At 59.3% G+C, this 24,907-nt stretch carries 32 protein-coding genes and 2 pseudogenes; 13 read left to right on the top strand and 21 right to left on the bottom strand.

Annotation, left to right across the window (positions count from 1 at the left end; genetic code table 11):
• Positions 1 to 54: 54 nt before the first annotated feature.
• Together K0P33_RS17705 and K0P33_RS17700 are read left to right on the top strand one after the other, a co-directional pair.
• On the top strand, positions 55 to 534 hold the full coding sequence (locus K0P33_RS17705) for an ATP-binding protein (RefSeq protein ID WP_083358595.1): 480 nt from the start codon (positions 55 to 57) through the stop codon (positions 532 to 534).
• On the top strand, positions 531 to 1,301 hold the full coding sequence (locus tag K0P33_RS17700; protein WP_094950142.1) for a nucleotidyltransferase domain-containing protein: 771 nt from the start codon (positions 531 to 533) through the stop codon (positions 1,299 to 1,301). The genes K0P33_RS17705 and K0P33_RS17700 overlap by 4 nt, the downstream gene beginning before the upstream one ends.
• A 93-nt stretch (positions 1,302 to 1,394) precedes the next feature.
• On the opposite strand, the gene K0P33_RS17695 is transcribed toward K0P33_RS17700, so the two are convergent.
• Together K0P33_RS17695 and K0P33_RS31340 are read right to left on the bottom strand one after the other, a co-directional pair.
• The gene (locus tag K0P33_RS17695; RefSeq protein WP_176462917.1) at positions 1,395 to 1,550 is read right to left on the bottom strand and encodes a hypothetical protein; all 156 of its coding nucleotides are present in this window, start codon (positions 1,548 to 1,550) and stop codon (positions 1,395 to 1,397) included.
• A 22-nt stretch (positions 1,551 to 1,572) separates the two neighbouring features.
• A complete protein-coding gene (locus K0P33_RS31340) occupies positions 1,573 to 1,695 on the bottom strand; it encodes a hypothetical protein (protein ID WP_277933799.1) in 123 nt (40 codons plus the stop codon).
• Here K0P33_RS31340 and K0P33_RS17690 point away from each other — a divergent pair.
• The 4 genes from K0P33_RS17690 to K0P33_RS17675 all read left to right on the top strand — a co-directional run bounded on the left by K0P33_RS17690 (position 1,636) and on the right by K0P33_RS17675 (position 3,254).
• Complete coding sequence (locus K0P33_RS17690) at positions 1,636 to 1,773, top strand: FAD-dependent monooxygenase (RefSeq protein WP_242156067.1); 138 nt, start codon at positions 1,636 to 1,638, stop codon at positions 1,771 to 1,773. The two genes, K0P33_RS31340 and K0P33_RS17690, sit on opposite strands and share 60 nt — an antisense overlap.
• A gap of 116 nt (positions 1,774 to 1,889) precedes the next feature.
• Positions 1,890 to 2,321, top strand: a complete 432-nt coding sequence (locus K0P33_RS17685; RefSeq protein ID WP_242150098.1) for an HIT domain-containing protein — start codon at positions 1,890 to 1,892, stop codon at positions 2,319 to 2,321.
• 20 nt (positions 2,322 to 2,341) lie between these two features.
• The gene (locus tag K0P33_RS17680; protein ID WP_242150095.1) at positions 2,342 to 2,797 is read left to right on the top strand and encodes a VOC family protein; all 456 of its coding nucleotides are present in this window, start codon (positions 2,342 to 2,344) and stop codon (positions 2,795 to 2,797) included.
• Complete coding sequence (locus tag K0P33_RS17675; RefSeq protein ID WP_094950138.1) at positions 2,790 to 3,254, top strand: NUDIX domain-containing protein; 465 nt, start codon at positions 2,790 to 2,792, stop codon at positions 3,252 to 3,254. The genes K0P33_RS17680 and K0P33_RS17675 overlap by 8 nt, the downstream gene beginning before the upstream one ends.
• On the opposite strand, the gene K0P33_RS17670 is transcribed toward K0P33_RS17675, so the two are convergent.
• Together K0P33_RS17670 and K0P33_RS17665 are read right to left on the bottom strand one after the other, a co-directional pair.
• Positions 3,209 to 4,306 (bottom strand): FAD-binding oxidoreductase, encoded by a 1,098-nt coding sequence (locus K0P33_RS17670; protein WP_242150092.1) that lies wholly within the window; start codon positions 4,304 to 4,306, stop codon positions 3,209 to 3,211. The genes K0P33_RS17675 and K0P33_RS17670 overlap by 46 nt on opposite strands.
• Before the next feature lies 1 nt (position 4,307).
• The gene (locus K0P33_RS17665; protein ID WP_242150089.1) at positions 4,308 to 4,871 is read right to left on the bottom strand and encodes a cysteine hydrolase family protein; all 564 of its coding nucleotides are present in this window, start codon (positions 4,869 to 4,871) and stop codon (positions 4,308 to 4,310) included.
• Between the two features lie 158 nt (positions 4,872 to 5,029).
• On the opposite strand from K0P33_RS17665, the gene K0P33_RS17660 reads away from it, so the two are divergent.
• Both K0P33_RS17660 and K0P33_RS17655 read left to right on the top strand, forming a co-directional pair.
• Positions 5,030 to 5,467, top strand: coding sequence for a hypothetical protein (locus K0P33_RS17660; protein ID WP_242150085.1), 438 nt, complete (start codon positions 5,030 to 5,032; stop codon positions 5,465 to 5,467).
• A gap of 30 nt (positions 5,468 to 5,497) precedes the next feature.
• A complete protein-coding gene (locus K0P33_RS17655; RefSeq protein ID WP_242150081.1) occupies positions 5,498 to 6,004 on the top strand; it encodes a GNAT family N-acetyltransferase in 507 nt (168 codons plus the stop codon).
• Between the two features lie 7 nt (positions 6,005 to 6,011).
• Here the strand turns inward: K0P33_RS17655 and K0P33_RS17650 are convergent, their stop codons facing one another.
• The 3 genes from K0P33_RS17650 to K0P33_RS17640 all read right to left on the bottom strand — a co-directional run bounded on the left by K0P33_RS17650 (position 6,012) and on the right by K0P33_RS17640 (position 9,099).
• Positions 6,012 to 7,325, bottom strand: coding sequence for an FAD-binding oxidoreductase (locus K0P33_RS17650; protein ID WP_242150079.1), 1,314 nt, complete (start codon positions 7,323 to 7,325; stop codon positions 6,012 to 6,014).
• A 306-nt stretch (positions 7,326 to 7,631) separates the two neighbouring features.
• Positions 7,632 to 8,438, bottom strand: a complete 807-nt coding sequence (locus K0P33_RS17645; protein ID WP_242150076.1) for a suppressor of fused domain protein — start codon at positions 8,436 to 8,438, stop codon at positions 7,632 to 7,634.
• 28 nt (positions 8,439 to 8,466) lie between these two features.
• Positions 8,467 to 9,099, bottom strand: coding sequence for a TetR family transcriptional regulator (locus K0P33_RS17640; protein ID WP_094950131.1), 633 nt, complete (start codon positions 9,097 to 9,099; stop codon positions 8,467 to 8,469).
• 126 nt (positions 9,100 to 9,225) lie between these two features.
• Between K0P33_RS17640 and K0P33_RS17635 the strand changes: the two genes are divergently transcribed.
• Positions 9,226 to 9,882 (top strand): class I SAM-dependent methyltransferase, encoded by a 657-nt coding sequence (locus tag K0P33_RS17635; RefSeq protein WP_242150073.1) that lies wholly within the window; start codon positions 9,226 to 9,228, stop codon positions 9,880 to 9,882.
• 3 nt (positions 9,883 to 9,885) lie between these two features.
• Here the strand turns inward: K0P33_RS17635 and K0P33_RS17630 are convergent, their stop codons facing one another.
• Entirely contained in the window at positions 9,886 to 10,506 is a 621-nt protein-coding gene (locus K0P33_RS17630) for a LysE family translocator (RefSeq protein ID WP_094950129.1), read from the bottom strand.
• A gap of 133 nt (positions 10,507 to 10,639) precedes the next feature.
• On the opposite strand from K0P33_RS17630, the gene K0P33_RS17625 reads away from it, so the two are divergent.
• Positions 10,640 to 12,838, top strand: a complete 2,199-nt coding sequence (locus tag K0P33_RS17625) for an OsmC domain/YcaO domain-containing protein (protein ID WP_242150070.1) — start codon at positions 10,640 to 10,642, stop codon at positions 12,836 to 12,838.
• Positions 12,839 to 12,991: 153 nt separating this feature from the next.
• On the opposite strand, the gene K0P33_RS17620 is transcribed toward K0P33_RS17625, so the two are convergent.
• The 11 genes and pseudogenes from K0P33_RS17620 to K0P33_RS17570 all read right to left on the bottom strand — a co-directional run bounded on the left by K0P33_RS17620 (position 12,992) and on the right by K0P33_RS17570 (position 20,927).
• Positions 12,992 to 14,158 carry a cystathionine gamma-synthase gene (locus tag K0P33_RS17620; RefSeq protein WP_094950126.1) on the bottom strand — a complete coding sequence of 389 codons (1,167 nt, stop codon included), beginning with the start codon at positions 14,156 to 14,158 and terminating at the stop codon, positions 12,992 to 12,994.
• Positions 14,155 to 15,532 (bottom strand): annotated as a pseudogene (locus K0P33_RS17615) (cystathionine beta-synthase). The gene K0P33_RS17620 and the pseudogene K0P33_RS17615 overlap by 4 nt, the downstream one beginning before the upstream one ends.
• Before the next feature lie 142 nt (positions 15,533 to 15,674).
• A complete protein-coding gene (gene dapA, locus K0P33_RS17610) occupies positions 15,675 to 16,538 on the bottom strand; it encodes a 4-hydroxy-tetrahydrodipicolinate synthase (protein WP_242150067.1) in 864 nt (287 codons plus the stop codon).
• A gap of 327 nt (positions 16,539 to 16,865) precedes the next feature.
• Positions 16,866 to 16,981 (bottom strand): annotated as a pseudogene (locus tag K0P33_RS17605) (VOC family protein); the annotation flags it as partial.
• A 25-nt stretch (positions 16,982 to 17,006) separates the two neighbouring features.
• On the bottom strand, positions 17,007 to 17,393 hold the full coding sequence (locus tag K0P33_RS17600) for an ester cyclase (protein WP_094950159.1): 387 nt from the start codon (positions 17,391 to 17,393) through the stop codon (positions 17,007 to 17,009).
• A gap of 16 nt (positions 17,394 to 17,409) precedes the next feature.
• Positions 17,410 to 18,129 (bottom strand): SDR family oxidoreductase, encoded by a 720-nt coding sequence (locus K0P33_RS17595; protein WP_242150062.1) that lies wholly within the window; start codon positions 18,127 to 18,129, stop codon positions 17,410 to 17,412.
• A 36-nt stretch (positions 18,130 to 18,165) separates the two neighbouring features.
• On the bottom strand, positions 18,166 to 18,681 hold the full coding sequence (locus K0P33_RS17590) for an SUKH-4 family immunity protein (protein ID WP_242150059.1): 516 nt from the start codon (positions 18,679 to 18,681) through the stop codon (positions 18,166 to 18,168).
• A gap of 40 nt (positions 18,682 to 18,721) precedes the next feature.
• Positions 18,722 to 19,342, bottom strand: coding sequence for a LysE family translocator (locus tag K0P33_RS17585; protein WP_094950121.1), 621 nt, complete (start codon positions 19,340 to 19,342; stop codon positions 18,722 to 18,724).
• Between the two features lie 132 nt (positions 19,343 to 19,474).
• Entirely contained in the window at positions 19,475 to 19,837 is a 363-nt protein-coding gene (locus tag K0P33_RS17580; protein ID WP_242150056.1) for a hypothetical protein, read from the bottom strand.
• Positions 19,838 to 19,993: 156 nt separating this feature from the next.
• Positions 19,994 to 20,473, bottom strand: a complete 480-nt coding sequence (locus tag K0P33_RS17575) for a septation protein IspZ (protein WP_242150053.1) — start codon at positions 20,471 to 20,473, stop codon at positions 19,994 to 19,996.
• 52 nt (positions 20,474 to 20,525) lie between these two features.
• Complete coding sequence (locus K0P33_RS17570; protein WP_242150050.1) at positions 20,526 to 20,927, bottom strand: hypothetical protein; 402 nt, start codon at positions 20,925 to 20,927, stop codon at positions 20,526 to 20,528.
• Between the two features lie 584 nt (positions 20,928 to 21,511).
• Here K0P33_RS17570 and K0P33_RS17565 point away from each other — a divergent pair.
• The gene (locus K0P33_RS17565) at positions 21,512 to 21,712 is read left to right on the top strand and encodes a hypothetical protein (RefSeq protein ID WP_242150047.1); all 201 of its coding nucleotides are present in this window, start codon (positions 21,512 to 21,514) and stop codon (positions 21,710 to 21,712) included.
• A gap of 1,149 nt (positions 21,713 to 22,861) precedes the next feature.
• Here K0P33_RS17565 and K0P33_RS17560 read toward each other — a convergent pair.
• The gene (locus tag K0P33_RS17560; RefSeq protein WP_242150044.1) at positions 22,862 to 23,461 is read right to left on the bottom strand and encodes a hypothetical protein; all 600 of its coding nucleotides are present in this window, start codon (positions 23,459 to 23,461) and stop codon (positions 22,862 to 22,864) included.
• A gap of 311 nt (positions 23,462 to 23,772) precedes the next feature.
• Between K0P33_RS17560 and K0P33_RS17555 the strand changes: the two genes are divergently transcribed.
• Positions 23,773 to 24,252 (top strand): DUF2867 domain-containing protein, encoded by a 480-nt coding sequence (locus K0P33_RS17555; protein WP_094950113.1) that lies wholly within the window; start codon positions 23,773 to 23,775, stop codon positions 24,250 to 24,252.
• A gap of 9 nt (positions 24,253 to 24,261) precedes the next feature.
• Here the strand turns inward: K0P33_RS17555 and K0P33_RS17550 are convergent, their stop codons facing one another.
• Entirely contained in the window at positions 24,262 to 24,378 is a 117-nt protein-coding gene (locus tag K0P33_RS17550; RefSeq protein WP_242150042.1) for a DUF4287 domain-containing protein, read from the bottom strand.
• A 163-nt stretch (positions 24,379 to 24,541) separates the two neighbouring features.
• On the opposite strand from K0P33_RS17550, the gene K0P33_RS17545 reads away from it, so the two are divergent.
• Positions 24,542 to 24,868: a helix-turn-helix transcriptional regulator gene (locus K0P33_RS17545; RefSeq protein WP_094950111.1), complete on the top strand. Its 327-nt coding sequence runs from the start codon at positions 24,542 to 24,544 to the stop codon at positions 24,866 to 24,868.
• The last annotated feature ends 39 nt before the right edge of the window (positions 24,869 to 24,907 follow it).

The raw sequence follows: 24,907 nt of genomic DNA, 5'->3' as shown, positions 1-24,907 counted from the left end.
ATCGTTTAATTGACGGGCAATAACGCTTGATGGCCCGACATAAGGAACCGCTCCATGCCAACCCTGCATCTGCTGTGCGGCAAGATCGCCTCCGGCAAATCCACACTGGCTAAGACCCTGGCCGCCGAGCACGCCGCCGTCGTGCTCAGCGAAGATCACTGGCTCGCGCAGCTCTATCCGGGTGAGATCCTGTCGGTTGCCGATTATCTGCGCTGCGCCCAGCGTGTTCGCGGGGTGTTGGGGCCGCTGGTGAGTAACCTGCTGCAATCGGGCGTCAACGTGGTGCTGGATTTTCCCGCTAACACACTGGCCAACCGCGAATGGCTGCTCGGTCTGGCGCAGACCGCTCAGGTGCCGCACCGCCTGCACTACCTCGAATTGGACGACGCCACGTGCCGCGCGCGCCTGCATGCGCGCAATGCCCTGGGCGAGCATGATTTTGCCGCAACCGATGCCGAGTTTGACCTGATCACCCGGCACTTCTGTGTGCCGAGTGAGGCCGAAGGTTTGGTGATTGAGGTGCATCGCCCATGAGCGCCGTTCAAGGTGTCGATGTGAATGGTTGCGTGCTGACGGTTGCCGATGCGCCCATCCAACCTGAATTCCAATCGTTGCTGGCCGATGTGCGCGCGTCTCTGTCACCCGCAGGGCTGGGGCTGCACAGCGTTTATCTCTACGGCAGTGTCGCCAGGGGCGATGCCAGCCCAGGCGAGTCCGACCTTGATCTCACGCTGGTACTGACTGACCCGCCGGACGCGCAAGTACTCGAGCAGTTGGAACAGCTGCGCCAGGCGCTGGAACAACGGCACGAAGGGGTGACGAAGATCGACTTCGATATCGGCCACCGCGCCGAAGTGCTGGCGCCCGAGAACCGCAATCGCTGGGGCTTCTGGCTCAAGCATCACTGCCGTTGCCTGTGGGGCGATGACCTCTCGCTGCGCTTCGAACCGTTTGCGCCCTCGCGTGACATCGCCCTGGCGCTCAATGGTGATTTTGAGCCGGTGTTGAACGGCTACCTCACGCGCATCGAACATGCCAGCAGCGCGCCCGAGCGGCTTCGCTTGCAGCGCGAAGCGGCACGCAAGTTGATTCGGTCAACGCACACGTTGCGCGCGGCCGATGCCTCAGGTTGGCCTCAAACCCTCGAAGAGCATGTTGCCTTGTTCGTGCAGCATTACCCGACCATGCGCATCCAGATCGCCTACTTCCTGTTTGAGGCGCGCAACCCGAGCGCCGAGCGCGAGGCGTTTTTCGCGCGGCTGCAGGCCTTTGTGAGCTGGATGGTTTCAGTGCAGGCATAGACAGGTATTAGATCGATTCCAACCCGTTGGCGATGTGGCAACAGATCGCGGCGTTGCAGCGCAGCACGCTTTAGGATGTGAAGCGCAGCACTGTCAGAGGGTGTCTTTCGTCGCCTGTACCGAGTCTGCCTTGATCTCCTCGGCGAACTTGCGCATCAGCCGCACCAGGTTGTCGAAATCGCCTTCGTCCCAGGTCGAGAAGATCGACACGCATATGCGCTCGCGAGCGTCATCCACGCGGTCGGTCATGGCCGTGCCTTTTTTTCGGTGATCACCGACTCGCGTACAAGCGCACGCTGTGTTCTGGGCCTAGGCCTACACCATGAATGCCTGGTTGGCCGATCACTACCGCGTCGGGCAGGTGTTTCTGGTGGGTGACGCTGCGCATATTCATCCGCCCCCCGCGCGGCGAGTGCTTCAGCGGCGGCATCAAACACCGCTACGTTGCTGTGTGCCGTATGGAGGCAGGTGATTCGCATCGGTCAATGTCTCCTGGCTCAAGGGGTGAACTCAGTTAACCTGGCTTCGCTGGGCGAAACAACGTTATGTTTGTTTCCCTGAGTTGAACGTCATCATTAAGGACGAAGGATGTCATTGATTACGCAGCGCGTAGAACTGGCCCGTAACGGCGCCAACGATAAAGTCATTTGCCGTATGGCGTCCGGCTGGGCAGTGATGGGCGACGTGCAGTTTCTACCGGGTTACTGCCTGCTGCTGCCTGACCCTGTAGTCGCCAGCTTGAACGACCTGGACAGCGATGCCAGGGCAACCTACCTGCTCGACATGGCCCGCCTGGGCGACGCCGTGCTAGAGGCGACCGGCGCGCTGCGCATGAACTATGAGATTCTGGGCGACTCCGAGCCGGAACTGCACTGCCACATTTTCCCTCGCTACGCCTCGGAACCGGCCGACAAACGTAAGATGCCCGTCTGGTTCTACGACTGGAAAACCGCTACACCTTACGCTGAAGAACAGCACGGCGACCTGCGTAAGAAAATCGCACAGTTGATCAGCCGTTAACTCGCAATGGAAGCAAGCGCATGATGCAACGAAATAAACTCGTCCCAGAACTGATGGTTACGGATCTGAATAAGAGCCTGGAATTCTGGGTGGCGCTCCTGGGTTTCAAGGTTGCCTATCAACGCCTGGAGGACGGGTTCGCCTACCTCGATCTGGAGGGCGCGCAGGTGATGCTTGAGCAAGTCGACCCGCTCGCCAATCAATGGCAAACCGGCGCGCTGGAGCCGCCGTTTGGGCGCGGTATGAACCTGCAAATCGACGTTGCGGCCGTACTCGCGGTTATTCAGCGGCTTGGCGCTGCGGCGTATCCCTTGTTCACGGCAAGCAAAGACGTGTGGTACAGGGAGGGCGAAATCGAGGTCGGCCAGCGCGAGTTCCTGGTGCAGGACCCGGATGGTTATCTGGTGCGGCTGGTTGAGCGGCTGGGTGAACGCGAGAGTAACGCTTTTCAAAAAGGAACAACGTCAAATGCGTGAACGAAAGGCTTCCCGATTACTGGTGATCAACCCCGCTGGCGACGTCCTGCTTTTCAGGTTCGTGCATAAGGACGGTGCATTGGCCGGCAAAAATTACTGGGCCACGCCGGGTGGCGGCGTCGAGGAGGGCGAAAGCTTTCACGCGGCGGCCCTACGTGAATTGCGCGAGGAGACCGGCATTGTGCTCAGCGCTGTTCAAGCCTCTGTGGCAGAGCGCAGTTTTCCGCTGATGCTGCCCAGTGGCGAAACCGTGTTGGCGATTGAGCAGTTCTTTGTCGTGCAGGCGCCCAATACCGTGCTTTCAAGAGACGAATGGACGCAGGAAGAGGCCTTGGTCATGGCCGATCACCATTGGTGGACCGCAGACCAATTGCGCTCAACCACCGATACGGTATGGCCGCAGGACCTGTCTCAAATACTGGTGGACGCGGGTGTGTTTGACGCTGCGGCGTCTTGAAAAAAGCGCGCTGGCCGGCAGGGCAGCAGTGAGGCATGTGCCTGGCTGTCGAGAATTTCTTCACTGGCCAGGCGCCCGACGATTGCCGCCAGCGCCACGCCGGGGTGCATCGAGCACACGTACACACCGCCGGCCGTGGGTAAGTAGCCGATCACAGGCAGCCCATCCACCGCGATGGGCCTGAGCCCGACACAGGCCATTTGCGGTTCAAGTGAACGCACGCCCCTGAGTTCGTTGCAGATCGCTTTGCCGGTGTGCAGTGCAATTGCTGACGGATGATCCTCCACGGCGTCGCCCCGGTAGTCTTCTGCCACCAGCAACGTGCCATCCGCCGTTTGGCGCACCTCCATTTCCGTGTTGGAGATAAGCGTATTCACGAGGCCAGGCTGTGCTGCGTAGCGGATGAACACCGACGGCGAGGCCTCAACTGCAAGCGGTGCGCCGAGCATGCCCGTCAGCGCCTTGATGCCGGTGCCGGCGGCGAGCACGATCACATCGGCCTCCAGTGTGCCCGTCGCGGTTTCGACGCCGGTTACCTGGCCATTCACCGTTCTGAAACCCAATACGCGCGTGTGCGTGAGCACTTTCGCCCCCAGCGCCTGGGCACCTGAGATCAACGCCTGCGTGGCTTGCACCGCGTCCAACGCACCCTCTTCGGCTTTGAACAAGGCATGTTCAGGCGGGTTCTTCAAGGTCGGCTCAAGCTCAAGAATCTGTGAGCGCGGCACCGGAGTGGCCGAAGAGGCGTGATCCGTGGCCTGCAAGGCTGCATCGGTGCCTGCGCCGTAACACAAGGCCCCGGTCCAGCGTATCTGCAGGTCAGGCAGTTCGCGTTGCAGGCGGCGAAACTCGCCGATGGCTGCACCGCGCAAGGCGGCGATCGGGTCGGGCGCACTGTGCGAGGTGTTGATCCAGGCGAACGAAGTGGCGGTGACGCCCGAGGCGATTTCACCGGCTTCCACCACGGTGACCTTTGCGCCTTTGCCTGCCAGGTGATAGGCCAGTGACGCACCTACTATGCCGGCGCCGATGACCACGATGTGTTGGCCCATCTCAATCTCCAACCGCCAACAGTTGCGCCGTGTCGACGACCCTGGCGTAGTCCATCGCCAGGTTACTCAGGGACAGCGCATGCACATCCTCGGCAGGCCAGAGCCGCCCCGACAAATCGGTTTGATCAAAGGTGTAGCAGGCGTCCCCGGCCACGATCACGTCAAAGCCCAAGTTGCCGCCGGAACGCGCCGTAGATTCCACGGAGTTATTGGTGATCACCCCAACGATCACCAGTTGCTTGATCGACCGCATGTGCAGCCAGCGTTCCAGGCCAGTGGCGGTAAACGCATCCGGGACGTTTTTTTCCATCACGTGTTCATGTTTGAGCGGCGCCAGCGCCTGCTGGAATTCACAACCTGGCTGGCCTGGCCAAAACACCGAGCCGGGGCTGCGCGACATGTGCCGCACATGGATGATCGGGCGTTGAGACAGTCGCCAGGTGCCCAGAAGCTGCTGGATGTGCTGTTCGGCATCCGGGTTGTTGCGACGCCCAAGCTTCGGGTCGTTCATGCCTTGCTGCATGTCAATGATCATCAGCGCTGCATTTGTCGCTAACGGTTCCATGGCACATCCTTTTGCTGATCAAGAGCGAAACATATCAGCCCTTGCGTACACCCAAACAGGGATTTGTTCGAAAGCCGCTGCCGTTTGCCTTTAAACTGCTGCACCGCATCTTAGTAAGCGCGCTTTAGCAGTGCTCTCCAGGGGGGAGTCGTACGTTGATGAACATCAATCTATTGAGCGAATCCATGCTTGGCCACTGGCGCGTACGACCCGGTGTAGCACAGTGCGAATTTCAGTTTGGTACGCGACTGATCTACGTCGAGCACCGTGAGAATGAGTCGCCCCGTGTCCGGCTCGCGGCTGTGCAGGCCTTGGTTCAGGCGGCTTGGGATGACTTGCCTGCGGCATTGCGGTTCGCCGAGTCGCATTGTGAAACCTACATGGCCGAGCGGATGCAGGTGTGCCGGGCCCAGGCGTCGTCTGAGTCTGCGTTGTTCGTGTTCTCGATTCATATTGAACTCGATAACCCTCACCCCAGCTACACCATCGGCAAGAATCCGAACTTCGATTGGCATCTCGTCCACGGCGGCGAAGGCGAGGATTTCTGGCTGCCTATCAGTCGTTTGGGGTTTGAGCAATTTGAATGTGACCCTTAAACTTTCTGCGCCAACCCGAGTTCATGCCTTATGCCTGCCCACATTCGAATAGCTCTACCCGATGACGCGCCTCTATTGCCCCGTATCGAACTGAGCGCAGCTGAGGTATTCCGCGCGCTCGATGGCTTGAGCTGGCTGGCGGACACCGCCACGATGAGTGTCGAGCGTCACCGGCAGTTGATCGCGCTGTCAACCTGCTGGGTTGTCGTCGACGCTGACGCTCAGCCTCAAGGCTTCCTCAGCGCAGAGCGCCAGGGCGACGCGCTGCATATCCATGAGGTGTCGGTCGCGCAAGCAATGCAGGGCCAAGGCTGGGGACGCAAACTGGTCGAAACCGCGATGGAGTCTGCGCGCTCAACCCCGTTGCGTTCGGTGACCTTGACGACGTTCAAGCACGTGCCGTGGAATGCGCCGTTCTACAGTCGCTTAGGTTTTAAACCTGAAGTGGATCAGCGCCTGGCAGACATTCTGGCAGACGAATATGCCCACGGCTTTGAACCGGATAGCCGGTGCGCCATGGCGTGGCGCACCGTTTGACTGCCCGTCAACGCAGCTTCTCGAGCATCTGGTAGTACCACATCCCCACGGCCAGCATCGGGTTGCCGAACACATCGCCCAGCGGCACCTTGATGTGTTTGCACCCGGCAAAAGTGTCGAACTTTTCCAGGGTGCCGGTCAGTGCCTCAGCCATGATTTCGCCCATGATGTGGCTGGTGGCGATGCCGTGCCCGGAGTAACCCTGGCAGTACCAGGCGTTGTCCGACAGCTTGCCCAGCTGCGGGATGCGATTCATTACAATGCCCATCGCACAGCTCCATTGGAACTCGATGTCCACGCCCTTCAGCGCCGGGAATGTGCGTTCGATGCACGGGCGCAACTCCGCTGCGATGTCGCGTGAGTCGCGCCCGGAATAGTTGGCGCCGCCACCAAACAGCAAACGTGCGTCGCCCGTCAGGCGGTAGTAATCGAGCACAAACCGGCAGTCGTACACCGCCAGGTCGTGCGGGTTGATCTGGCGTGCCAGTTCGCCCAGCGGCGCGGTGGTGACGATGCCGCCCATGGCCGGGAAAATCTTGCCCTTGAGCTGTTTGGCTTCGAGCTTGTGGTACACGTCGCCGGCCAGCAGCACCTGGCGCGCATCGATGCGGCCCTGGGCGGTGATCACGGCGGGTCGCTCGCCATGCACGATGTCCAGCACTTCGCAGTTCTCGAAAATCAGCGCGCCCAGGCTGTGCGCCGCGCGTGCTTCACCCAGGCACAGGTTGAGTGGGTGCAGGTGCAGGTTGCGCGTATTTTTTAGCGCGCCTAGGTACAGCGGGCTGTCCAGATGCTGGCGCACAGCGGCCTCATCGAGCAGGCTGACTTGATCGCCCATGCCACGCCGTTGCGCTTCATCGTGAAAGGCGCGCAGCTCGGTCATGTGCGAGGGTTTCATCGCGGTATGCAAGTGGCCGTGCTTGAGGTCGCAGTCAATCGCGTACTTGCTGACGCGTTGCTCGATGATGTCGTGGCCGCGCCAGCGCAGGTGCCAGATAAAATCGTCCACGTCATCGCCTAGGCGGCTGCGCATTTGCGCGCGCATGGCCTCGTCGCCCGACAGGCTGCCGGTGACTTGCCCGCCATTGCGCCCGCTGGCGCCCCAGCCGATACGGTTAGTCTCGACAATCGCGACCTTGAGCCCGCGTTCAGCCAACTCGACGGCGCTGGCAACGCCGGTAAAACCGCCACCGATAATCACCACGTCAACGCTGACCTGGCCTTGCAACGCTGGGTACTGGGTGGCGTCGTTGAGGCTGGCGGTGTAATACGAAGCGCTGCGCTGGGCAGCACCGATGACAGGGCGCATAGCGGCGGTCATGGGATGATCCTTCTGATAAATGAATGCCGGGCAGGCAATTTCGACTTAATCAGAAGCACGCATCGGGCGGGCGCGCATGACGGCAATGCCACAGCGCCCAGAAGGCCAGGATGATATTGAACAGAGGATTTTCGCAGGAACGCGCCTGCACCTTCGCGAAGGAGGGAAGCAGGTGACGACGGATCAAGCATGGGCGCGAAATCATGGTCGCCGATGCTCCCATCGTGCGCAGGTGCGTTCAATCGTCGTTTGTGAACCTTCAGTTATGGCTTTGTTAAACAATCAACGCGTCGACACAACGACCGTTCACACCACGCTTGCGCGATACAGGCTGCTGGTATGGCCCACACCTGCGGCCTTCAACCGCTCGACCAGATCTTCCCGCGCCGCACGCCCACCGGAACGCACGTACTCGAGCTCCGACGCGGTGATCAACACCACCGGTACCAGGCGCACGGGCGACAGCGGCATGTCTTCCAGGCGGGTCGGGAAGTCGGGTTCCGGCCCGCCGAGCAGCACGCCGGCGGCATCGTCGTCGGTGACGAACAACTTAGGCACTTGCTCGCTCATCTGGTGCGACAGGCTGAACCCCGGCAGTTCCAGGGACAGTACGCCATGGTTGTCCAACTGATGCGTGATGCCGCCTGCATTAGCCACGGTTTTGGCCACGTGTTCGATCAGTTCGAACGCCCAGCTACGGCGTAAAGGGTCGACATCACCCAGCTCGCCACGCGCGTCGTTGGGGATGTCTGCGGTTTCCAGGAACAGTTCCATTTCGAACCCATTGCCCAGTCCTTCGGCATCGTCGAAGGGGTCAGACAGGCCCTCGGTGGCGAGAATGATGGCGCCGTCACGGCGCACCACGCGGTAGGCCTGGCGGGTGGACGGCCAGTGAGGGCCGCCGGTGAAGCTTGGGCTGATCATGTATGTCAGCACATCACGCTCCACAGTGCCCACGGCCTGCCAATGCCGGTCCAGGCATGCTTCGCTGGCAATTCGGGCGGCCGTATTGGCGGCATCCGCTGGGGTTTCAACCGGGTCAACCGGCGTCGGCAGGGCCGCTTCGGTTTCGGGCTTTTTGGCTGCGCCGAACAGCTTTTTGAAGAAGTTCATGTGCATTCCTTTGCTGGAGATGAGTGCTTTACAGGTGATTGAGCGCGTTCACGTAGGCGCGAAACATATCAGCCATTCCGTCGGCGTAAATAGCTATTTCTGCGGCGGTACGCGGGCTGCCGGAAAAATCCTTACCCACCGAACTGAGCGTGGTCAGGATCAAGTCACAGGCCAGCGCGCGGGTTGGCTCAGGCACTTGCGGCAGCAATTCCAGCATGAAGGTCTCAAAGGCCTGCTGGCCCGCCGCGCGGACTTCCACGGCTTCGGGCGCATCCCGGTACAACGGCGCGGCGTCGTTCAGCGCCACGCGCATCTGCGCTTCTTCGCATTCGGAATGGATAAACGCATGCACCAAGGTGCGCAGGCGCTGCAGCGGCGGTACGTCGGTTTTATCCAGAATGTTACGCAGCATCTGCGTGGTCTGCTGCCACTCATCGCTTTGCAAACGGAACAGGATCGCGGCCTTGTTGGGGAAGTATTGATACACCGAACCCACACTCACGCCGGCCTTTTCCGCCACCCGCGCGGTGGTGAAACGGGTGGCGCCTTCCTTGGCCAAAACCTGAATAGCCGCTTGCAGGATCGCGGCCACCAGCTCAGTGGAACGCGCCTGCTGTGGTTGCTTGCGTGAGGAAATACGGACGGTCTGCCGGGTTGTCATCAGGAGCTCCAGCGGCGGGGCTAACGCGAATAGCGAATGCGAGGAATCACTCGCATACTTTTAATGCGACGAATTAGTCGCATCCTAGCCCCAGCCAGCTTAGCCTCAACCTGACGGAAATCAATCATGGCAACCCTGACCTCTGCGCCACTGGCGCCCTTGATCGAACGCCTTTACGCACAAGCCGGCGCGGCGACCAGCCCGCTCATCAACAGCGTATCGCGTGAAGAACGCGAGCGGATGATGCACAGCAAAACCGACTACCTTGAGCTCTACACGATGCTCAAAGACCTGTGGCTGCCGGTCTCCCGCGACACCGGCCACTTGCTCTACATGCTGGCGCGCAGCAGTAAGGCGCGGGCGATTGTCGAGTTTGGCACCTCGTTCGGTCTGTCCACGTTGTTCCTGGCCGCCGCGCTGCGCGACAACGGCGGCGGCGTGTTGATTGGCAGTGAGTTCGAGCCCTCGAAGATCGCCCTGGCGCGCAAGCATTTCATTGAAGGCGGCGTGAGCGACCTGATCGACATTCGTGAAGGCGATGCACTGGTCACCCTGGCCACAGACATGCCGGAAGCGGTCGACTTGCTGCTGCTGGACGGCGCCAAGGCCCTGTATGGCGATGTGCTGAACCTGGTGGAAAACCACCTGCGCGCCGGCGCGCTGGTGGTGGCTGACAACACCGACTACTGCCCGCAATACCTGGCGCGCGTGCGTGATCCTGCGAATGGCTATTTGTCGGTGGCGTTTGCCGATGACATCGAACTCTCCATTCGCCTGCGCTAAGGCTTAGCGTTTGCTGAACGCCAAGCGCGCGGCAAACAACACAAAGATCAGGCCGGTGGTGCGGTCCATCCACCGGATGACCTTTTCCTTGCGCAGAAATCCGGACAGGGGCCGGGTGGCGCCAATCAGCACCAGCGACCACGCCAGGCCCAGTACCACATGAATGCTCACTAGGCCGAAGGTCCAGGCAACCAACGAATGGCCTTGGGGAATGAATTGCGGCAAAAACGACACGTAGAAAATCCCCACCTTGGGGTTCAGCACATTGCCGAGCATGCCCTTGAGGAACCAGTTGCCACTGGGCTTGTTTTCGGCCTCAACCGTTGACAGTGAGTGGCGCGGGCGCAGCAGCATGTTCAGTCCCAGCCACGCCAGGTACGCGGCGCCGCAGTACTTGAGCAGGTTGTACGCCAACTCCGACACCGCGATCAGCGCGCCCAGGCCAAAGGCCACGGCCGCGCCCCACAACAGGCAACCGGCGTTGATGCCCAGGGTGGCCTGCAGCGCCTGGCGCTTGCCTTCTACCGTGGCGGTTCGCAATACCAGCGCGGTGTCGAGCCCGGGCGTGAGCGTGAGCAGGGTGGCGGCGAAGGTGAAGGCGAGGAGGTTATCGGTGATGGACATGGGCGCATGACTTCAACATGAGGTGGACGAAACGTTAGCACCGATCGGCAGGCAATTCGGAAAACCCTGAGACTTCCCGGCGAAAATCTTCATAATGGCGGCCAATTTGTTTAGCTCGTTCTGGTGTGCCCGCATGGAAATTAAGGTCAACTTTCTCGACAACCTTCGGCTTGAAGCCAAGTTCGATGACTTCACGGTGATTGCCGACCAACCGATTCGCTACAAAGGCGACGGTTCGGCCCCGGGTCCGTTCGATTACTTCCTGGCTTCGTCGGCGTTGTGTGCGGCGTACTTTGTGAAGCTGTATTGCCAAACGCGCAACATCCCTACGGACAATATTCGCCTGTCGCAGAACAACATCGTTGATCCGGAAAACCGCTACAACCAGATCTTCAAGATCCAGGTCGAGTTGCCGGCGGACATTTCCGACAAGGACCGACAGGGCATCCTGCGTTCCATCGACCGCTGCACGGTGAAGAAAGTCGTGCAGGCCGGGCCGGAGTTTGTCATTGAGGAAGTCGAAAACCTCGACGCCGATGCTCAGGCGCTGTTGATGCCAAGTTCCACGTCAGAAGCCGGCACCTACATTGCGGGCAAGGACCTGCCGCTGGAGCAGACCATCGCCAACATGTCGGGCATTCTCGCCGGCCTGGGCATGAAGATTGAAATCGCTTCGTGGCGCAATATCGTGCCTAACGTGTGGTCGCTGCATATCCGCGATGCACACTCGCCGATGTGCTTTACCAATGGCAAGGGCGCGACCAAGGAGGGCGCACTGGCGTCGGCGTTGGGCGAGTTTATCGAGCGGCTCAACTGCAACTTCTTCTACAACGATCAGTTCTGGGGTGAGGAGTTGGCCAACGCGCCGTTCGTGCATTACCCGGATGAGCGCTGGTTCCAGCCGGGGCGCAAAGACGAGCTTCCGACTGAAATTCTCGACGCCTACTGCCTGAAAATCTACAACCGCGATGGCGAACTGCGTGGCTCGCACCTGTACGACACCAACTCGGGCAATGAAGCGCGCGGTATTGTTTCGCTGCCGTTCGTGCGCCAGTCCGACGGCGAAGTGGTGTACTTCCCGTCCAACCTGATCGAAAACCTCTACCTCAGCAACGGCATGAGCGCGGGCAATACCCTGGCCGAAGCCCAGGTGCAGTGCCTGTCGGAGATTTTTGAGCGTGCGGTCAAGCGCGAGATCATCGAAGGCGAGTTCGCACTGCCCGACGTACCCGTTGAAGTGCTGGCCAAATACCCGGGGATTCTCGCCGGTATCCAGGGCCTGGAAGCCCAGGGCTTCCCGGTGTTGGTCAAGGACGCGTCCTTGGGTGGTGAATTCCCGGTGATGTGCGTGACCTTGATGAACCCCCGCACCGGCGGCGTGTTTGCCTCGTTCGGCGCCCACCCAAGCCTGGAAGTGGCGCTGGAACGCAGCCTCACCGAATTGCTCCAGGGCCGTAGCTTCGAGGGCTTGAACGACTTACCGCAGCCGACCTTTGAAGGCCACGCGGTGACCGAGCCGAACAACTTCGTCGAGCACTTTATCGACTCCAGCGGCGTGGTCTCGTGGCGTTTCTTCAGCGCCCAATCGGATTACGAATTCGTCGAGTGGGACTTTTCGGGCCAGGGTGAAGACTCCAACGCCCAGGAAGCCGCGACCTTGTTCGGTATTCTGGAAGGCATGGGCAAAGAGTCCTACATGGCGGTGTACGAACACCTCGGCGCCACCGCGTGCCGCATCCTTGTGCCGGACTACTCGGAAATCTACCCGGTGGATGATCTGATCTGGGACAACACCAACAAGGCACTGTTTTTCCGCGCCGACATCCTCAACCTGCACAGCCTCAGCGATGACGAGCTGAAGGCCTTGGCTGAGCGTCTGGTGGAAAGCGAGCTGGACGATTACACCGACATCACCACCTTGATCGGCATCGAGTTCGACGACAACACCGCGTGGGGCCAACTGACCATCCTTGAGTTGAAGCTGCTGATTTATCTGGCCTTGCAGCAATACGAAGACGCCAAGGAGTTGGTGGAAATGTTCCTGCAGTACAACGACAACACCGTTGAGCGCGGGCTGTTCTACCAGGCGGTGAATGCGGTGTTGGAGATGCACCTGGACGAGGACTTGGCGCTTGAGGATTATGAGGCCAACTTCCGCCGCATGTTTGGCAACGAGCGGATGGATGCGGTGATTGGTTCGGTGAACGGCACGGTGCGCTTCTATGGCTTGACGCCGACCAGCCTGAAGCTGGAAGGGCTGGACCGGCATTTGCGCTTGATCGAGAGCTACAAAAAGCTGCACTCGGCACGCGCCGACATCACTTCAGCCTGACGCTAAACCCCTGTGGGAGCAGGCTCCCACATTTGATCATTCCCACCCTCTGCGTGGGAATGCATCCCGTGACGCTCTGCGTCACCCTTTCCAGGCAGGGCGCGGAGCGTCCCAGGCGGCATTCCCACGCGGAGCGTGGGAACGATCAATGGGTTAGATCAGCGCCAACGCCTGGGCCAAATCGGCCCTCAGGTCTTCCACATCCTCAACGCCCACCGACAACCGCACCAACCCATCGCCAATGCCCAGCTGCGCCCGCGTCGCCGCTGGAATGCTAGCATGGGTCATGATCGCCGGGTGTTCGATCAGGCTTTCCACGCCGCCGAGGCTCTCGGCCAGGGCGAAGATCTTGACGTTTTCCAGGAAGCGCGTAGCGCCGGCCAGGTCGCTGTTCAAATCCACCGAAATCATCCCGCCAAACCCACGCATTTGCCGACGTGCCAGCTCATGCTGCGGATGTGAGGCCAGGCCTGGGTAGTAAACGCGCGACACTTGCGGCTGCTTTTCCAGCCAAGTGGCCAAATCCAGAGCATTGCTGCAATGGCGCTCCATGCGCAGCGCCAGGGTTTTTACCCCGCGCAGGGTCAGGAACGCATCGAAAGGCCCGGCAATCGCGCCGACTGAGTTTTGCAGGAAGCCCAGGCGCTCGGCGAGTTCCGGGTTATGGCCGACGATGGCGATGCCGCCGATTACGTCAGAGTGGCCGTTGAGGTATTTGGTGGTGGAGTGCACCACGATGTCGAAACCCAGCTCCAGCGGGCGCTGGATCCATGGGCTGGCGAACGTGTTGTCGGCCACGCAGATAATGCCGCGGTCACGGCAGATGCGTGCGATGGCGCTCAGGTCGGTGAGGCTCAGCAGCGGGTTGCTCGGGGTTTCGACCCAAACCATGCGCGTGTCGTCCTGCAATGACGCTTCAAATGCCGACAGGTCGCTCAGGTCGACAAAGCTGAAACGGTGCCCGGCGCTGCGTTGGCGCACTTTATCGAACAGGCGGAAGGTGCCGCCGTACAGGTCGTTGCCGGAGACGATATGCGCGCCGGCATCGAGCAGTTCCAGCACGGTGGAAATCGCCGCCAGCCCCGAGGCAAAGGCAAACGCCTGGCTACCGCCTTCAAGGTCGGCCACGCAACGTTCCAGGGCAAACCGCGTGGGGTTGTGGGAGCGGCCATAGTCAAAGCCCTTGTGCACGCCGGGGCTGTCTTGCAAATAGGTGGAGTTGGCATAGATCGGCGGCATCAGCGCGCCCGTGGTCGGGTCGGGTGATTGCCCAGCGTGGATCACGCGGGTGGCAAACGCACTTTTATCGGGCTGACTCATGCGAGGGATCTCCGTAGGTGATTAAGCAGGTCGACGCGAGTAATCAGGCCGTGGAAGCCTGAGGCGTCGGCGATGATGGCGACCAGGCCGCGATCCAGTTCCGCCTGCAGTTCAGTCAGGCTGGCACTCGGAGCCAGGGTTTGCAAGGTGTCGGACATGGCGCTGGCGACGAGCATGGAAAAGTCCGCCGCGTCATGGTGCAGCCCCAGCAGGATGTCGGATTCATCGATTACGCCCACCAGCTTCTGGCCATCGACCAGCACCGGCAGTTGCGAGACGTCGGCCAGGCGCATGCGCTGGAAGGCGGTGAGCAGCGTATCGTCGGGGCTCACGCTGATCACGCGGCCGTCTTCGAAGCGGCGCGCGATCAGGTCGCGCAGGTCGCCGTAGTGTTTGTATTGCAACAGGCCCGCGTCGTTCATCCACTGGTCGTTGTAGACCTTGGACAGGTAGCGCGTGCCGGTGTCGCAGACGAAGGTGACCACGCGTTTCGGGACGGTTTGCTCGCGGCAATACCGCAGCGCAGCGGCGAGCAGGGTGCCGGTGGAGGAGCCGCCCAGAATGCCTTCAGCCTTGAGCAGTTGGCGGGCGTGGTCGAAGCTTTCTTCATCGCTGATCGAATAGGCGTGCCGCACGCTGGAAAGCGTCGGCAATTGAGGGGATGAAATCTTCGCCGATGCCTTCCACGGCCCACGAACCCGGGGTGTGCATCTTGCCGCTGCGGCTGTATTCGGCCATCACCGAACCCTCCGGGTCGGCCAGTACCATGGCCAGCTCCGGCTGTACCCGTTTGAAAAAGCGGGTCAGGCCGGTGAGGGTGCCGGCCGAGCCGACACCCACCACAATCGCGTCCACATCATGCTGGGTTTGCGCCCAGATTTCCGGGGCGGTACTGGTTTCGTGGGCCAGCGGGTTGGCCGGGTTGTTGAATTGGTCGGCGAAAAACGAATCGGGAATGTCCTTGGCCAGGCGCGCGGCCACATCCTGGTAATACTCGGGGTGGCCCTTGCCGACATCGGAGCGGGTGATATGCACCTCGGCGCCCATGGCCTTCAAGTGCAGCACTTTCTCGGTGGACATTTTGTCGGGCACTACCAGCACCACCCGATAGCCTTTGGCTCGGCCGACCAGCGCCAGACCCAGGCCGGTGTTGCCGGCGGTGGCTTCGATGATGGTGCCGCCGGGGCGCAGGCGGCCATCGCGTTCGGCGGCGTCGATCATCGCCAGGCCGATGCGGTCTTTGATCGAGCCGCCGGGGTTTTGCGATTCAAGCTTGAGAAACAACGTGCACAGGCCGGTATCAAAACGGCTGACCTTGACGAGCGGCGTATTGCCGATCAGTTCGAGCACGGCGGGGCGGGAAAGGGTGGGCATGTCGTCACCTGATACGCAAGAGGATTGGGTGCGGGACAGCAAAAATGCAAAGCATGGCTTGGAACATAGGCCGGGATCGCGCCGGTCGCAACCGGGCGGTCCTGTGGATGTCTTTTTTTGGCGCATGAACGGGTTTTAATGATTAAGCGCCGCTGATTGAGACCTGCTGCAACCGCTCTATTACGGCCGTGCTGGCGGTTTGCATCGGGGCGCGCAACGCACTGCCGATCAACCCTTGCAGGGCCAGCGCGGCCTTCACCGGCGCCGGGTTAGGCTCCATAAACAGGGTGTTGATCAACGGCACTAACTTGAAAAAAGTCGCCCTGGCTTCGGTGAGCCGGTTATCCCGCACTTGCTGGCACAGCGCCACAAAGTCCTCGGTGCGCACATGTGCTGAGGCCGCAATCGCACCGCTGGCGCCCAGGCACAGCGCGTTGAAAATCTGCAGGTCCTCGCCGCACAACAGGTCCACGTCGCCACTGGCGAGCAGCGCCAAGGTGGTTGCCAGGTTGCCGCCACAATCCTTGATTGCGACGATTCGCTGATGTTTGACGATGTTCAGCAGCGTAGCCTGTTCGAAGGTCACGCCGGTTCGGTAGGGGATGTCATACAGGATGATCGGCACGCTGGACGCATCCGCCACCGTGCGGAAAAACGCCTCAAGGCCGGCCTGGGACGGGCGGATGTAACTTGGCGCCGGCACCAACAAACCGGCCACCGGGCGCTGCAGGATGTGGGCCAGGAACTGCAGCAGTTCGATTTGGTTGTTGCCCGCCAGGCCCATCACCACGCGGTGCGCGGGCACCAGTTGCAGCACCGCATCCAGCACGGCCAGCTGTTCCTGGCGGCTTAAGGCTGCGGCTTCGCCGGTGGTGGTGCACACCATGATCCCGGCCACGTGCTTTTCCAACAGGTGGCTGACCAGTCGGCGCAGGCCGATAAAGTCGATGGCGCCGTCATGAAACGGTGTGACGATGGGAACCCAGATACCTTGAAACGATGACATGCACTTTCTCCTGATGGTTGACCGCTTGAGTCACCGTCAGAAGGGCAGAGGCAATTGTGCAAAGGGAGGGAGGTCCGTCGCGCTCAATGTCCTGTCAGCTCATCTGACGGGACAGCGCGCCCCGGTCACATGAGCGACTGTTTCTTCGATTTGAGGGCGTGCGCCACGCAACCTTGCGCCTTGGCAATCAAGCCAATGGCGCAAAGGTTAACGAACGACGATGCATACATGCGTGGGCACACCCTGAATAAGGCCTCCATCTTCAATGGATGTGACGGAATGTGTCAACTGCGCGCTCGTACCACGCAAGCCAACTCAGTTAACTCACCCGCAGGCGGAGTGCACGGCCTTCACGGCGCTGTCGGGAAAGGCCTTGGCATGAAGAGGGCGGCTTCCAGTGCGGTGCCGTTGTACCAGAGGCAGAGCGTGTTTTTGGGAGTCATCTCAGGTCTCCTCGGTGTTTATCCATCAAAGCTGCTGCTCGATAGCCGCCTTATCGATCACCGACCAGACGCGGGCGATTTTCCCATCGACGATTTCATAGAATACGTTCTCATCGAAGCTCACCGTCCTGCCGTTGATCGGTAGCCCGAAGAATTCGCCTCGTGGGCTCACATTGAAGTTCAAGCGGCTGGCAATGGTCGGTGGGTCGGCGATCAGCAGTTGGACACGAAACACCAAATCCGGGATTTCGCGAAAGTCCCGTTCCAGCATGGCGCGGTAGCCCGCCAGGCCTACCGTGTTGGCGTTGTAAGTCACCTGCGAATGCACGAAATCGCCGAGGCGTTGCCAGTCCTGCTGGTTGAGGCAGTCGATATAGCCTCGGTAAAACTCGGCGAGTTCGTTACGGCGCATGCTGCGTTCTCCCAGGTTAAAAGCGCTCATCCAGAATGGCCGGCAAGGTGACGTCCTTGACGAAACTGGCGGACGACAGGCTCAAGATCATGCGTACCACCTGCACCACATCGTGCACCGGGATCAACTGGCCTTCACCGCGTTGTTCGGCGAGCGCGCGCGGCGTGCTCAACGGGTCTTCGGTATTCAAGTCGCCCAGGTTCAGGCACGTGACCGCCAGGCGCTGCTGCCGATAACCTTCGCGCAGTGCATCGGCTATACCACGCAAGGCAAATTTGGAGGCGCCGAAGGCGACTTCCGGCCGGCCACTTTGCGGCAGGCCGGAGGTCGAGCCGGTGAGGATGATCCTCGGGTTGGCGCTTTTGAGCAGCGCTGGCAACAGGCGTTTGATCAGCAGGAGGGTTGCAGTGATGTTGCAACTGACGATGGCTTCCAGCTGGTCGTCGCTGTCGCCCAGAAAACTGTACGCCGGGTCGAAGGCCAATTCTTCCCAAATTCCCAGGTTGTAAATCAGCGTGTCCAGGCCGTGCTCTGACACCGCTTCTTCAATAACTCGCGCAGCTTTGGCCGGTTCCGCCAGGTTGGCCTCGACCCACTGCACTTCTACACCGGCCTTGTGGTCCAGGTGCGCAGGCTGGGAGCGCGAGACGCCGATCAGCGTGTCCCCAGGTTCACCCAGCCCCTCGATAAATGCTTTGCCCAAGCCTTTGCTTGCGCCTACTACCAGGGTTCTCATCGACGTTTCCTTATGTCTGATTACGACTCGCCAGTGTCAACCGAGCTCGGCGCTGACTTCTTCGGCCCACAGACTACCTGGCGCTGCCGCGAGTGGGTCAATACGCCCGATCTCGTCCAGGCAGCGCGCCATTGTGTTGTCGCGTAGATGCTGCTGAAACACGCACAGGCACTGCGCAAACAGCGGCAGCGTAGCGTTGATAAAAACGCGCTGATTGTTGAAGTCGTGATTGAAATAGACTACCTCACGCGTTTGGCAGTCGAGTGCCAACACATCCCCAGACCCGGTATGCCCCAGCGGAAAATAGTGATCGGCAACCCCGAAAATCATCCGCCTGCGGGTCGCTTCTGTGTCGCTGTAAACGGCAAAACTCAGGAAGGGCGCGGCACCGTCCGGCAGCCCTTGTTTAACCAGAAACTCGGCGTCTTCTTCAGGCATAACGGGAAGCTGGCCGGCTTCCCAGAAAATGAACTCATCAAGCTGCAAGTCCAACCCTGGCGGCAGGGAAGGCAGCGCTGCGACAAACCGCGCTTTAAAGTCAAACTCGCTCATAGACCCTCGCAGCAGTGTTGGGATACTCGCCGGCGGCGACTCACGCCCGGCGGGCCATCAACAACACCGTCGCCGCCGCCGACAACAACCCCGCGCAGCAGCGATTAAAAATCCGCTTGCCACGTGGCTCCGCAAACCAGCGGCGCATATGCAGGCCCATATACGCGTAGGCGCTGATGGCAATCCATTCCAGCATCAGGAACATCGCACCCAGCAGTGCAAATTGCGGCGTGATCGGCTGGCCCGGCACTACAAACTGCGGCAGGAACGCGGTGAAGATCAAAATGGCCTTCGGGTTGCCCGCCGCCACCAGAAACTCCTGACGCGCCAACGCCCATAATCCCACCTTGCCCGCAGCGGCCTCAGCCTCTGCCTGCGGATTAGCCCGCCACAGCTGAAACGCCAAATAAAACAGATACGCCGCGCCCAGAATCTTGATTGCGTAGAACAACAACTCCGAGGTTTGCAACACCACCGCCAGGCCAGCGGAAGCGAGGGCGATCATGCCGGCGAAGGCCAGCAGCCGGCCGAGACCGGCGAGGCAGGAGGTACGGTAGCCGTAGCGGGTGGAGTTGCTGACCGACAGCAGGTTGTTGGGGCCGGGCGCCATGTTCAGGGCGAAGCAGGCGGGGAGGAAGAGGGCGAGCGTGGCGAGGTCCATGTGAACTCCGGTATCGACGGGGGCATAGGTGGTCACGAGGATAAGAGATGGGCAGGCGCTAAAACAACTGATGCGTTCAAGTTCGCAGGGCCAGTATCGATTAAAAGCCGCTGGCCCCACGTGATTGATAGCTCAACGCTTCAGGGTTTCACATTCGTTACGCAGGTTGCTGTCGCGAATGTTGCCGCAGCTTTGGCCATTGATTTTGGCATTGCAATAAGCGCGTTGATCGCTGTCGCTGATGTTGCCGCAACTTTGGCCACTCATTTCTGCAAGGCACGTGGCTCGAAGGTCGCTGCCGCGAATGATGCCGCAGCTTTGGCCATTGAGTTTGGCATTGCAATAAGCACGTTGATCGCTGTCGCTGATGTTGCCGCAACTTTGGCCACTGGTTTTGGCGTTGCAGTAAGCGCGCTGATCGTCGTCACTGATGTTGCCGCACCCGGCATATGCGTAGGCACTGAACATTAATAACATCCCAATGATGACTCTCATTTTTCTCTCCATGGCGTGCCAGGAAATAGCCTGAAGCTAAACGATCCCATTTATCTTGCTGTGGTGCGATGTAATCAAATTGACATCATTTTTGCGGGAAGTTCCATGGGAGGGATCGGGCATTCGCAGCATCCAAGCCCACAGAGGCGACGGCGATCATGCCGACGCGTTCTCTACGGGCGCAGTGCTCACTTCTACGGTGATAGGCGTCGCCTGGGTCCAACCGATAGTGAACACACCCACGGCAAACAGCAGAGGGCCACCGTAGAGTTTGTAGACTAACCAAACATTCCCCGCAGCAAAAAAGGCAATCAGAGCGTCAACGGTTGCCATCGTGGTGATCAACAGTGTGAGTAGAAGAACGTAGGTTCGCCATTCAGCCGGCGAACGCTTCAATCGCCCGCCGAACACTGCTCGCAGTAAATTGATACGCCATCCTGCCTCCAGGATTACGAGCAGCAGCGCGTACACTCCGAGCGCGACTGAAGGCCCGTACAGCAAGAAGTTTTTGCTGCCGATAATCCGATTGCCGAACGTCAGCCCGAGCACGATGACGCATAAAAAGCTGTACATGAAATGCAAAACGTAAGCGCGCCATAGCAGGCTGAACGCCAGGGAAAATCGCCGTTTTATCATGACTGCCTACATCCTTGTTGTTAGCGTTGCGGTTGAGTATTGAGTCAGTGAGTTATTCTGGGTGAAGGGTGTTGTTTTTAATCAGGGCCGCGGAGTGGGCTTCGATTGAACTGCACTTAATGAAGTTTTTGCTTAGGAAGTCGACAACCTGCGCTTTCTCTTTAAAAGCGGAAACTTCGGTGGCGTGGCGTTGGATTTCTTTGTTCAGGTTCTCTGCCAGCGCTTCATACGAGGCGCTGAGCTGGTGTGACAGGGCGTAATGCGTGTTGAATCTGGATTCATACTCTTTCTTCGCTTCTGGCTTGACCACCATTAGTGCGGCCGTATAAAACCCAGCGCAACGTATGTTCGCCATGGCAAGCGGCTCAAGGTTCAAGTCTTTTTGATCCGCTGACACGGTATGAGTCATGGCTGAAAGAGAAATTAAAAGTATCTTCAGGGGCTTGCATTGCATGTCTTCAGATCCGGTATAACGACTAAGAGGCCCTCGGTGGGGCCAACACCGCTTTCGTGAATGGGCAGACTGCTTCTGGCCTGGAATTGCCACTCACCGCCAGCATCAACTAGAGGAAATTTTTCGATAGGCCAGTCTACGTGCCCTGTGGCGGTGAGACTGTGACAATGTTTTGTTCTCGGCGCAATGAACCAGTAGAGCGGCCAGCTCAGGGTCCGTAGGAAAACCATCCTCCAGCCATTTAAGCGCCAGCCCCGCCCAATAGTCGGAATCTGACGTCAGCGCTGTGATCACCAGCGGTTGCAGTGCGATCCCGGTAGGCAGCGTGTATTTTTCGCTGAGGGCGCTTACCGCCTCTGGCAAATCAAGTGCTGCTGTTGCGAAAGGCTTTCAAGCAGCGGTAATAACCAGACATAGCTGAAGGGGTCTTTCATCTTCTTCCCGCGATGGCTAATGACTGACTTTCACTTCATTGCAAGGTCGGTTTGGGTGGGTGCACAACCGATAAGCATCAAACCGACGGCCAGCGGAAAGCGTAAGCGCGACCTTAATACCCTTTGAGGGTGAGTGACCGCAACCCAACTATGAAGGTGGCGAGACGGGCGACTGACCTTGCCGACAAAAAGTATGGCTTCACGGTCGAGGCCGACGGCACGCTTAAAGTGCTCGATACCGCCAGCCAGCTCAGTCGTTCGGATACCCAGCGGCTTACGGATCTGCTGAACAACACCCTTGGCCTCAAAGCGGCTGCGGTGAATTATCGCGATGCCTCTATCGCCTGGTAGACGCCGATTCACCTTGGTCCGGCAGCTACATGGGCTACTAGAGCCTGACCAAGGAAAACTTTGCTAACACCATTGACCTGGCGCCCTTGTTCAAAGACACGCACACCATAGTTCCCGAAGAGTTCAGGAGCGCGACGTTTTACACGCTGTTGTCCGACAAAGGCCAGCGGGCCACGCGCGAGACGGAAGCCGCGATGCTTGAACGGCGGGCAGCGCAGGGGTTTGTTGCGCAGGCTTGATGGGCAGGTCAATCGGCCGATTGAGGTCTGTCGCGAAGGACGGCAACCAGCCAGAGGCAGGTTTAACCGCCGAATGACGGCTAAGAAACCTGGTCACCTATCACGATGATAGATACGCCAAACGTTACGTCAGGTAGGCGGGTAACCTCAGCCAATGCCCGTAAAGGGGCCGGCAAGTCGACAAGGGTCAGTGGACTCATTGGACGGTATTGCAGCTCGTACCCCCTCAAGGCCCGGTGTGTAGCGCGATGAACGTCCGACCAGTCATAGGCAAAGAACCCACGCTTGGCAAATTCAACGAAAGCGTTTGCGCTGGGCATGGAGGTGGCCCGATCTACAGCGGACACCTGCGGCAATGAAAGCACCCATTCTTCTGAATTCTCGACGCTGGGAAGTGCGGAGTCAGGAATCGGCCCCGGACCACCCGTAGTGAAGAGCGCAACCTGCCCGAAGGCGTCAGAGGCGACCCATCCAAGATCTAAGTCATGAAGATCGAGCGGAGTCATCATTTGGACCTACTTTAGAAAAGGGGACTGGTTGATTTGCCCACACTACAGCTGCCGTGTGGAGGGATGGGGTCCTTGATCACCGCTTCATTCTATCCGGGCCATGGGTTGCCTGCTTTTAACCCAAGCGCTTGATAAAAATGCACGCGAGGGCGCTTTTTCACTGGGGTTCCAACGCGTCCCACAAACCACGGTGCCCCATGGCTGCCATTAAGGTTGCGTAGAGCGAACACGCATTGCTCGAACGTAACCTTGGCCGCATCGCTGGCACTCAATCAGCATGTCCATCCTCTCTAACAGGATTTCGGTGCAGTCTAAACCGGTCCTTGAGCCTATTTTGTTTGTCGGATCTTTGAAAATGCGGCGTAGACCACCCTTGTGTTTCACGTGGTCTGACCCTTATTTCACTTATCTTGCAGCCGTTTTTTTTCAAGCGCTCTCAGTACCGCATTGATGTGCCAGGTTTCCGGCCCAATCGCAATAGCGCCGCTCGGGTCAGATTCCAGCTCAATGCCGGTTGCTATTCCTTCGATAGCAAGCAAGCGCTGGGCATGCTCAAGGTACCTTCGCGTACCTGTAAGCCAACGTCGACCTGTGCTCGACAGGAGCGCAAAGCTTTGCGGGTAAGAACACTGCAACTTCTGTCGCAGATTGATGACCGCCTCTTTACTTTCACGAGAGAAGACCGGGACCAATACGTAGCACTTACCAGCCGCTGCATGAACGTCGCGTTTGTCTTGCAGGTACTCGTCAACACTGAAACAGCTGGCTACCGTCTCATGCGATCCGGTTCTGACGTCGACCAGATGGGCATTCACGCCGACAAGGCAATACTCGAACTTGCCGTGCACCACATAGTCCTCGGTGTTACAGCGAATCACCCAGAAGTTGCCGTCCGAAGACAGCTCACACGACTGAATGACGAATCGCTGCGCACGGCCATCTCTGATGGAACCTTTAAATAGCTCAAGGATGCTGGCGCTGGCTTGTTGTGCGGATACCATTTGTTGTGCTCAGGCTATAAGGAAATTGGCAAGAACAGGAACGACTCAGGTTGCCACGATTTTCTCTATCGTGGTCGACCATTCCGTCGTGCGCTCAGCGCCAGATTCAAAGGTGCGATGGCTTCCACGGTCCTCCACGAGGCTCATGGCTCGCGACAAAAGAAGGGATGGCCCTCGGCGTTCGGCCTCAGCATAAACAGCGTCCCAGCCCGTCATGGATAAAACCTCATCGTGCGTAAGAATTATGAGTTGCGAGGTAGGAAATACCTGCGCAGGATGGTAGTTGATTGCTATGACCAAGGAGAGAACGTTTGGCAACGCCCCCTATTGCTCACACCCTGCGCGCACTGTCTGAACTGGATTATTACGACTGCCGGTCAACCCTGCTGCCGGTTGAGGTCACGGCGCTTGAAGCTTGGAACATCGTGACGGCCGAGCCAGGATGGCTGTTTCAGCAGGCATTCCGAATCCGCGACGCGATTTGCGCGCTGTTTGGCGTGAAACGCATCGGTGGGTTCTCCGGCACTCGGCGAGAGCGTGTGCAGGTGGGCGAGCGGCTGGACTTTTTTCTGGTGGAGCACAGTGCCCCCGACAGGCTGGTGCTGACTGAGCGCGACCGCCATCTGGATGTGATGATTTGCCTGTCGATCAGCGAGCGTGTGGTTACGGTCACTTCATCGGTGGTCACCCATAACGCCTTTGGCCGTGTCTACATGGTGCCGGTCGGCCCGGTGCACAAGCTGATCGTCAACCGTGACCTGAGGCGACTGAAACGCAAGCTTGAAGGGTAGGGCAGTGGCTCATTTGCCGTTTTCAGCGGCTAAGTAATACGCCAGCCACGCATTGGCGTGGCCGTGGCCCATGCCATGTTCGGTTTTAAGCCAGGTCGGGCCTTTTGTTTTTGTGTCGTCGGTCATGCTGCAAACTCGCTTTTTTGCTCAGGTGTTTTTGTTCAGGTCATAACGGAACATAAGCCGACTATCTATCGCTTTTCGCCCCACCCAGCCATCTCAAATGAATGTCCTTCTTACCTGGGTATAAGCGTATGGTGGGTTAAACCCCTCAGATTAGGCATTCAACATGGACGGCAATTTAGGCGTGCGCTTAAAGGAAGAGCGCAAACGGCTCTTACTTTCCCAACACGACTTCGGTGCCCTCGGTGGCGTAGCCGAGAATGCACAAGGCCACTATGAGCGCGGTGAACGGCTGCCAAAATCCGATTACCTGATGGCTATCCGCAAGCGCGGGGTTGATGTGCTTTACCTGCTTAGCGGTGAGCGTTCGCTCATGAGTTCGGATGACCTCAGCGAGCAAGAGACGGAGATCCTCAACCAGTACCGTACGCTGCAGAAGCAGGATCGCGGTGCGATTGCACAGATCACTTCCTCACTGTCCAAAGACGCATAGGGCTTTGGGGCGCGTCACTGATGAAACCTGCGCCCCAAC

It is taken from the genome of Pseudomonas sp. ArH3a (assembly GCF_022648765.1).
Lineage (GTDB): Bacteria > Pseudomonadota > Gammaproteobacteria > Pseudomonadales > Pseudomonadaceae > Aquipseudomonas.
This window is presented reverse-complemented; position numbering and strand designations above follow the sequence as displayed.

Excerpts from the sequence above, each read along its gene's own strand:
- K0P33_RS17705 (WP_083358595.1), top strand. The coding sequence starts at position 55 with ATGCCAACCCTGCATCTGCTGTGCGGCAAGATCGCCTCCGGCAAATCC.
- K0P33_RS17700 (WP_094950142.1), top strand. The coding sequence starts at position 531 with ATGAGCGCCGTTCAAGGTGTCGATGTGAATGGTTGCGTGCTGACGGTT.
- K0P33_RS17695 (WP_176462917.1), bottom strand. The coding sequence starts at position 1,550 with ATGACCGACCGCGTGGATGACGCTCGCGAGCGCATATGCGTGTCGATC.
- K0P33_RS31340 (WP_277933799.1), bottom strand. The coding sequence starts at position 1,695 with ATGAATATGCGCAGCGTCACCCACCAGAAACACCTGCCCGACGCGGTA.
- K0P33_RS17685 (WP_242150098.1), top strand. The coding sequence starts at position 1,890 with ATGTCATTGATTACGCAGCGCGTAGAACTGGCCCGTAACGGCGCCAAC.
- K0P33_RS17680 (WP_242150095.1), top strand. The coding sequence starts at position 2,342 with ATGATGCAACGAAATAAACTCGTCCCAGAACTGATGGTTACGGATCTG.
- K0P33_RS17675 (WP_094950138.1), top strand. The coding sequence starts at position 2,790 with ATGCGTGAACGAAAGGCTTCCCGATTACTGGTGATCAACCCCGCTGGC.
- K0P33_RS17670 (WP_242150092.1), bottom strand. The coding sequence starts at position 4,306 with ATGGGCCAACACATCGTGGTCATCGGCGCCGGCATAGTAGGTGCGTCA.
- K0P33_RS17665 (WP_242150089.1), bottom strand. The coding sequence starts at position 4,871 with ATGGAACCGTTAGCGACAAATGCAGCGCTGATGATCATTGACATGCAG.
- K0P33_RS17660 (WP_242150085.1), top strand. The coding sequence starts at position 5,030 with ATGAACATCAATCTATTGAGCGAATCCATGCTTGGCCACTGGCGCGTA.
- K0P33_RS17655 (WP_242150081.1), top strand. The coding sequence starts at position 5,498 with ATGCCTGCCCACATTCGAATAGCTCTACCCGATGACGCGCCTCTATTG.
- K0P33_RS17650 (WP_242150079.1), bottom strand. The coding sequence starts at position 7,325 with ATGACCGCCGCTATGCGCCCTGTCATCGGTGCTGCCCAGCGCAGCGCT.
- K0P33_RS17645 (WP_242150076.1), bottom strand. The coding sequence starts at position 8,438 with ATGAACTTCTTCAAAAAGCTGTTCGGCGCAGCCAAAAAGCCCGAAACC.
- K0P33_RS17640 (WP_094950131.1), bottom strand. The coding sequence starts at position 9,099 with ATGACAACCCGGCAGACCGTCCGTATTTCCTCACGCAAGCAACCACAG.
- K0P33_RS17635 (WP_242150073.1), top strand. The coding sequence starts at position 9,226 with ATGGCAACCCTGACCTCTGCGCCACTGGCGCCCTTGATCGAACGCCTT.
- K0P33_RS17630 (WP_094950129.1), bottom strand. The coding sequence starts at position 10,506 with ATGTCCATCACCGATAACCTCCTCGCCTTCACCTTCGCCGCCACCCTG.
- K0P33_RS17625 (WP_242150070.1), top strand. The coding sequence starts at position 10,640 with ATGGAAATTAAGGTCAACTTTCTCGACAACCTTCGGCTTGAAGCCAAG.
- K0P33_RS17620 (WP_094950126.1), bottom strand. The coding sequence starts at position 14,158 with ATGAGTCAGCCCGATAAAAGTGCGTTTGCCACCCGCGTGATCCACGCT.
- dapA (WP_242150067.1), bottom strand. The coding sequence starts at position 16,538 with ATGTCATCGTTTCAAGGTATCTGGGTTCCCATCGTCACACCGTTTCAT.
- K0P33_RS17600 (WP_094950159.1), bottom strand. The coding sequence starts at position 17,393 with ATGCGCCGTAACGAACTCGCCGAGTTTTACCGAGGCTATATCGACTGC.
- K0P33_RS17595 (WP_242150062.1), bottom strand. The coding sequence starts at position 18,129 with ATGAGAACCCTGGTAGTAGGCGCAAGCAAAGGCTTGGGCAAAGCATTT.
- K0P33_RS17590 (WP_242150059.1), bottom strand. The coding sequence starts at position 18,681 with ATGAGCGAGTTTGACTTTAAAGCGCGGTTTGTCGCAGCGCTGCCTTCC.
- K0P33_RS17585 (WP_094950121.1), bottom strand. The coding sequence starts at position 19,342 with ATGGACCTCGCCACGCTCGCCCTCTTCCTCCCCGCCTGCTTCGCCCTG.
- K0P33_RS17580 (WP_242150056.1), bottom strand. The coding sequence starts at position 19,837 with ATGAGAGTCATCATTGGGATGTTATTAATGTTCAGTGCCTACGCATAT.
- K0P33_RS17575 (WP_242150053.1), bottom strand. The coding sequence starts at position 20,473 with ATGATAAAACGGCGATTTTCCCTGGCGTTCAGCCTGCTATGGCGCGCT.
- K0P33_RS17570 (WP_242150050.1), bottom strand. The coding sequence starts at position 20,927 with ATGCAATGCAAGCCCCTGAAGATACTTTTAATTTCTCTTTCAGCCATG.
- K0P33_RS17565 (WP_242150047.1), top strand. The coding sequence starts at position 21,512 with ATGAAGGTGGCGAGACGGGCGACTGACCTTGCCGACAAAAAGTATGGC.
- K0P33_RS17560 (WP_242150044.1), bottom strand. The coding sequence starts at position 23,461 with ATGGTATCCGCACAACAAGCCAGCGCCAGCATCCTTGAGCTATTTAAA.
- K0P33_RS17550 (WP_242150042.1), bottom strand. The coding sequence starts at position 24,378 with ATGACCGACGACACAAAAACAAAAGGCCCGACCTGGCTTAAAACCGAA.
- K0P33_RS17545 (WP_094950111.1), top strand. The coding sequence starts at position 24,542 with ATGGACGGCAATTTAGGCGTGCGCTTAAAGGAAGAGCGCAAACGGCTC.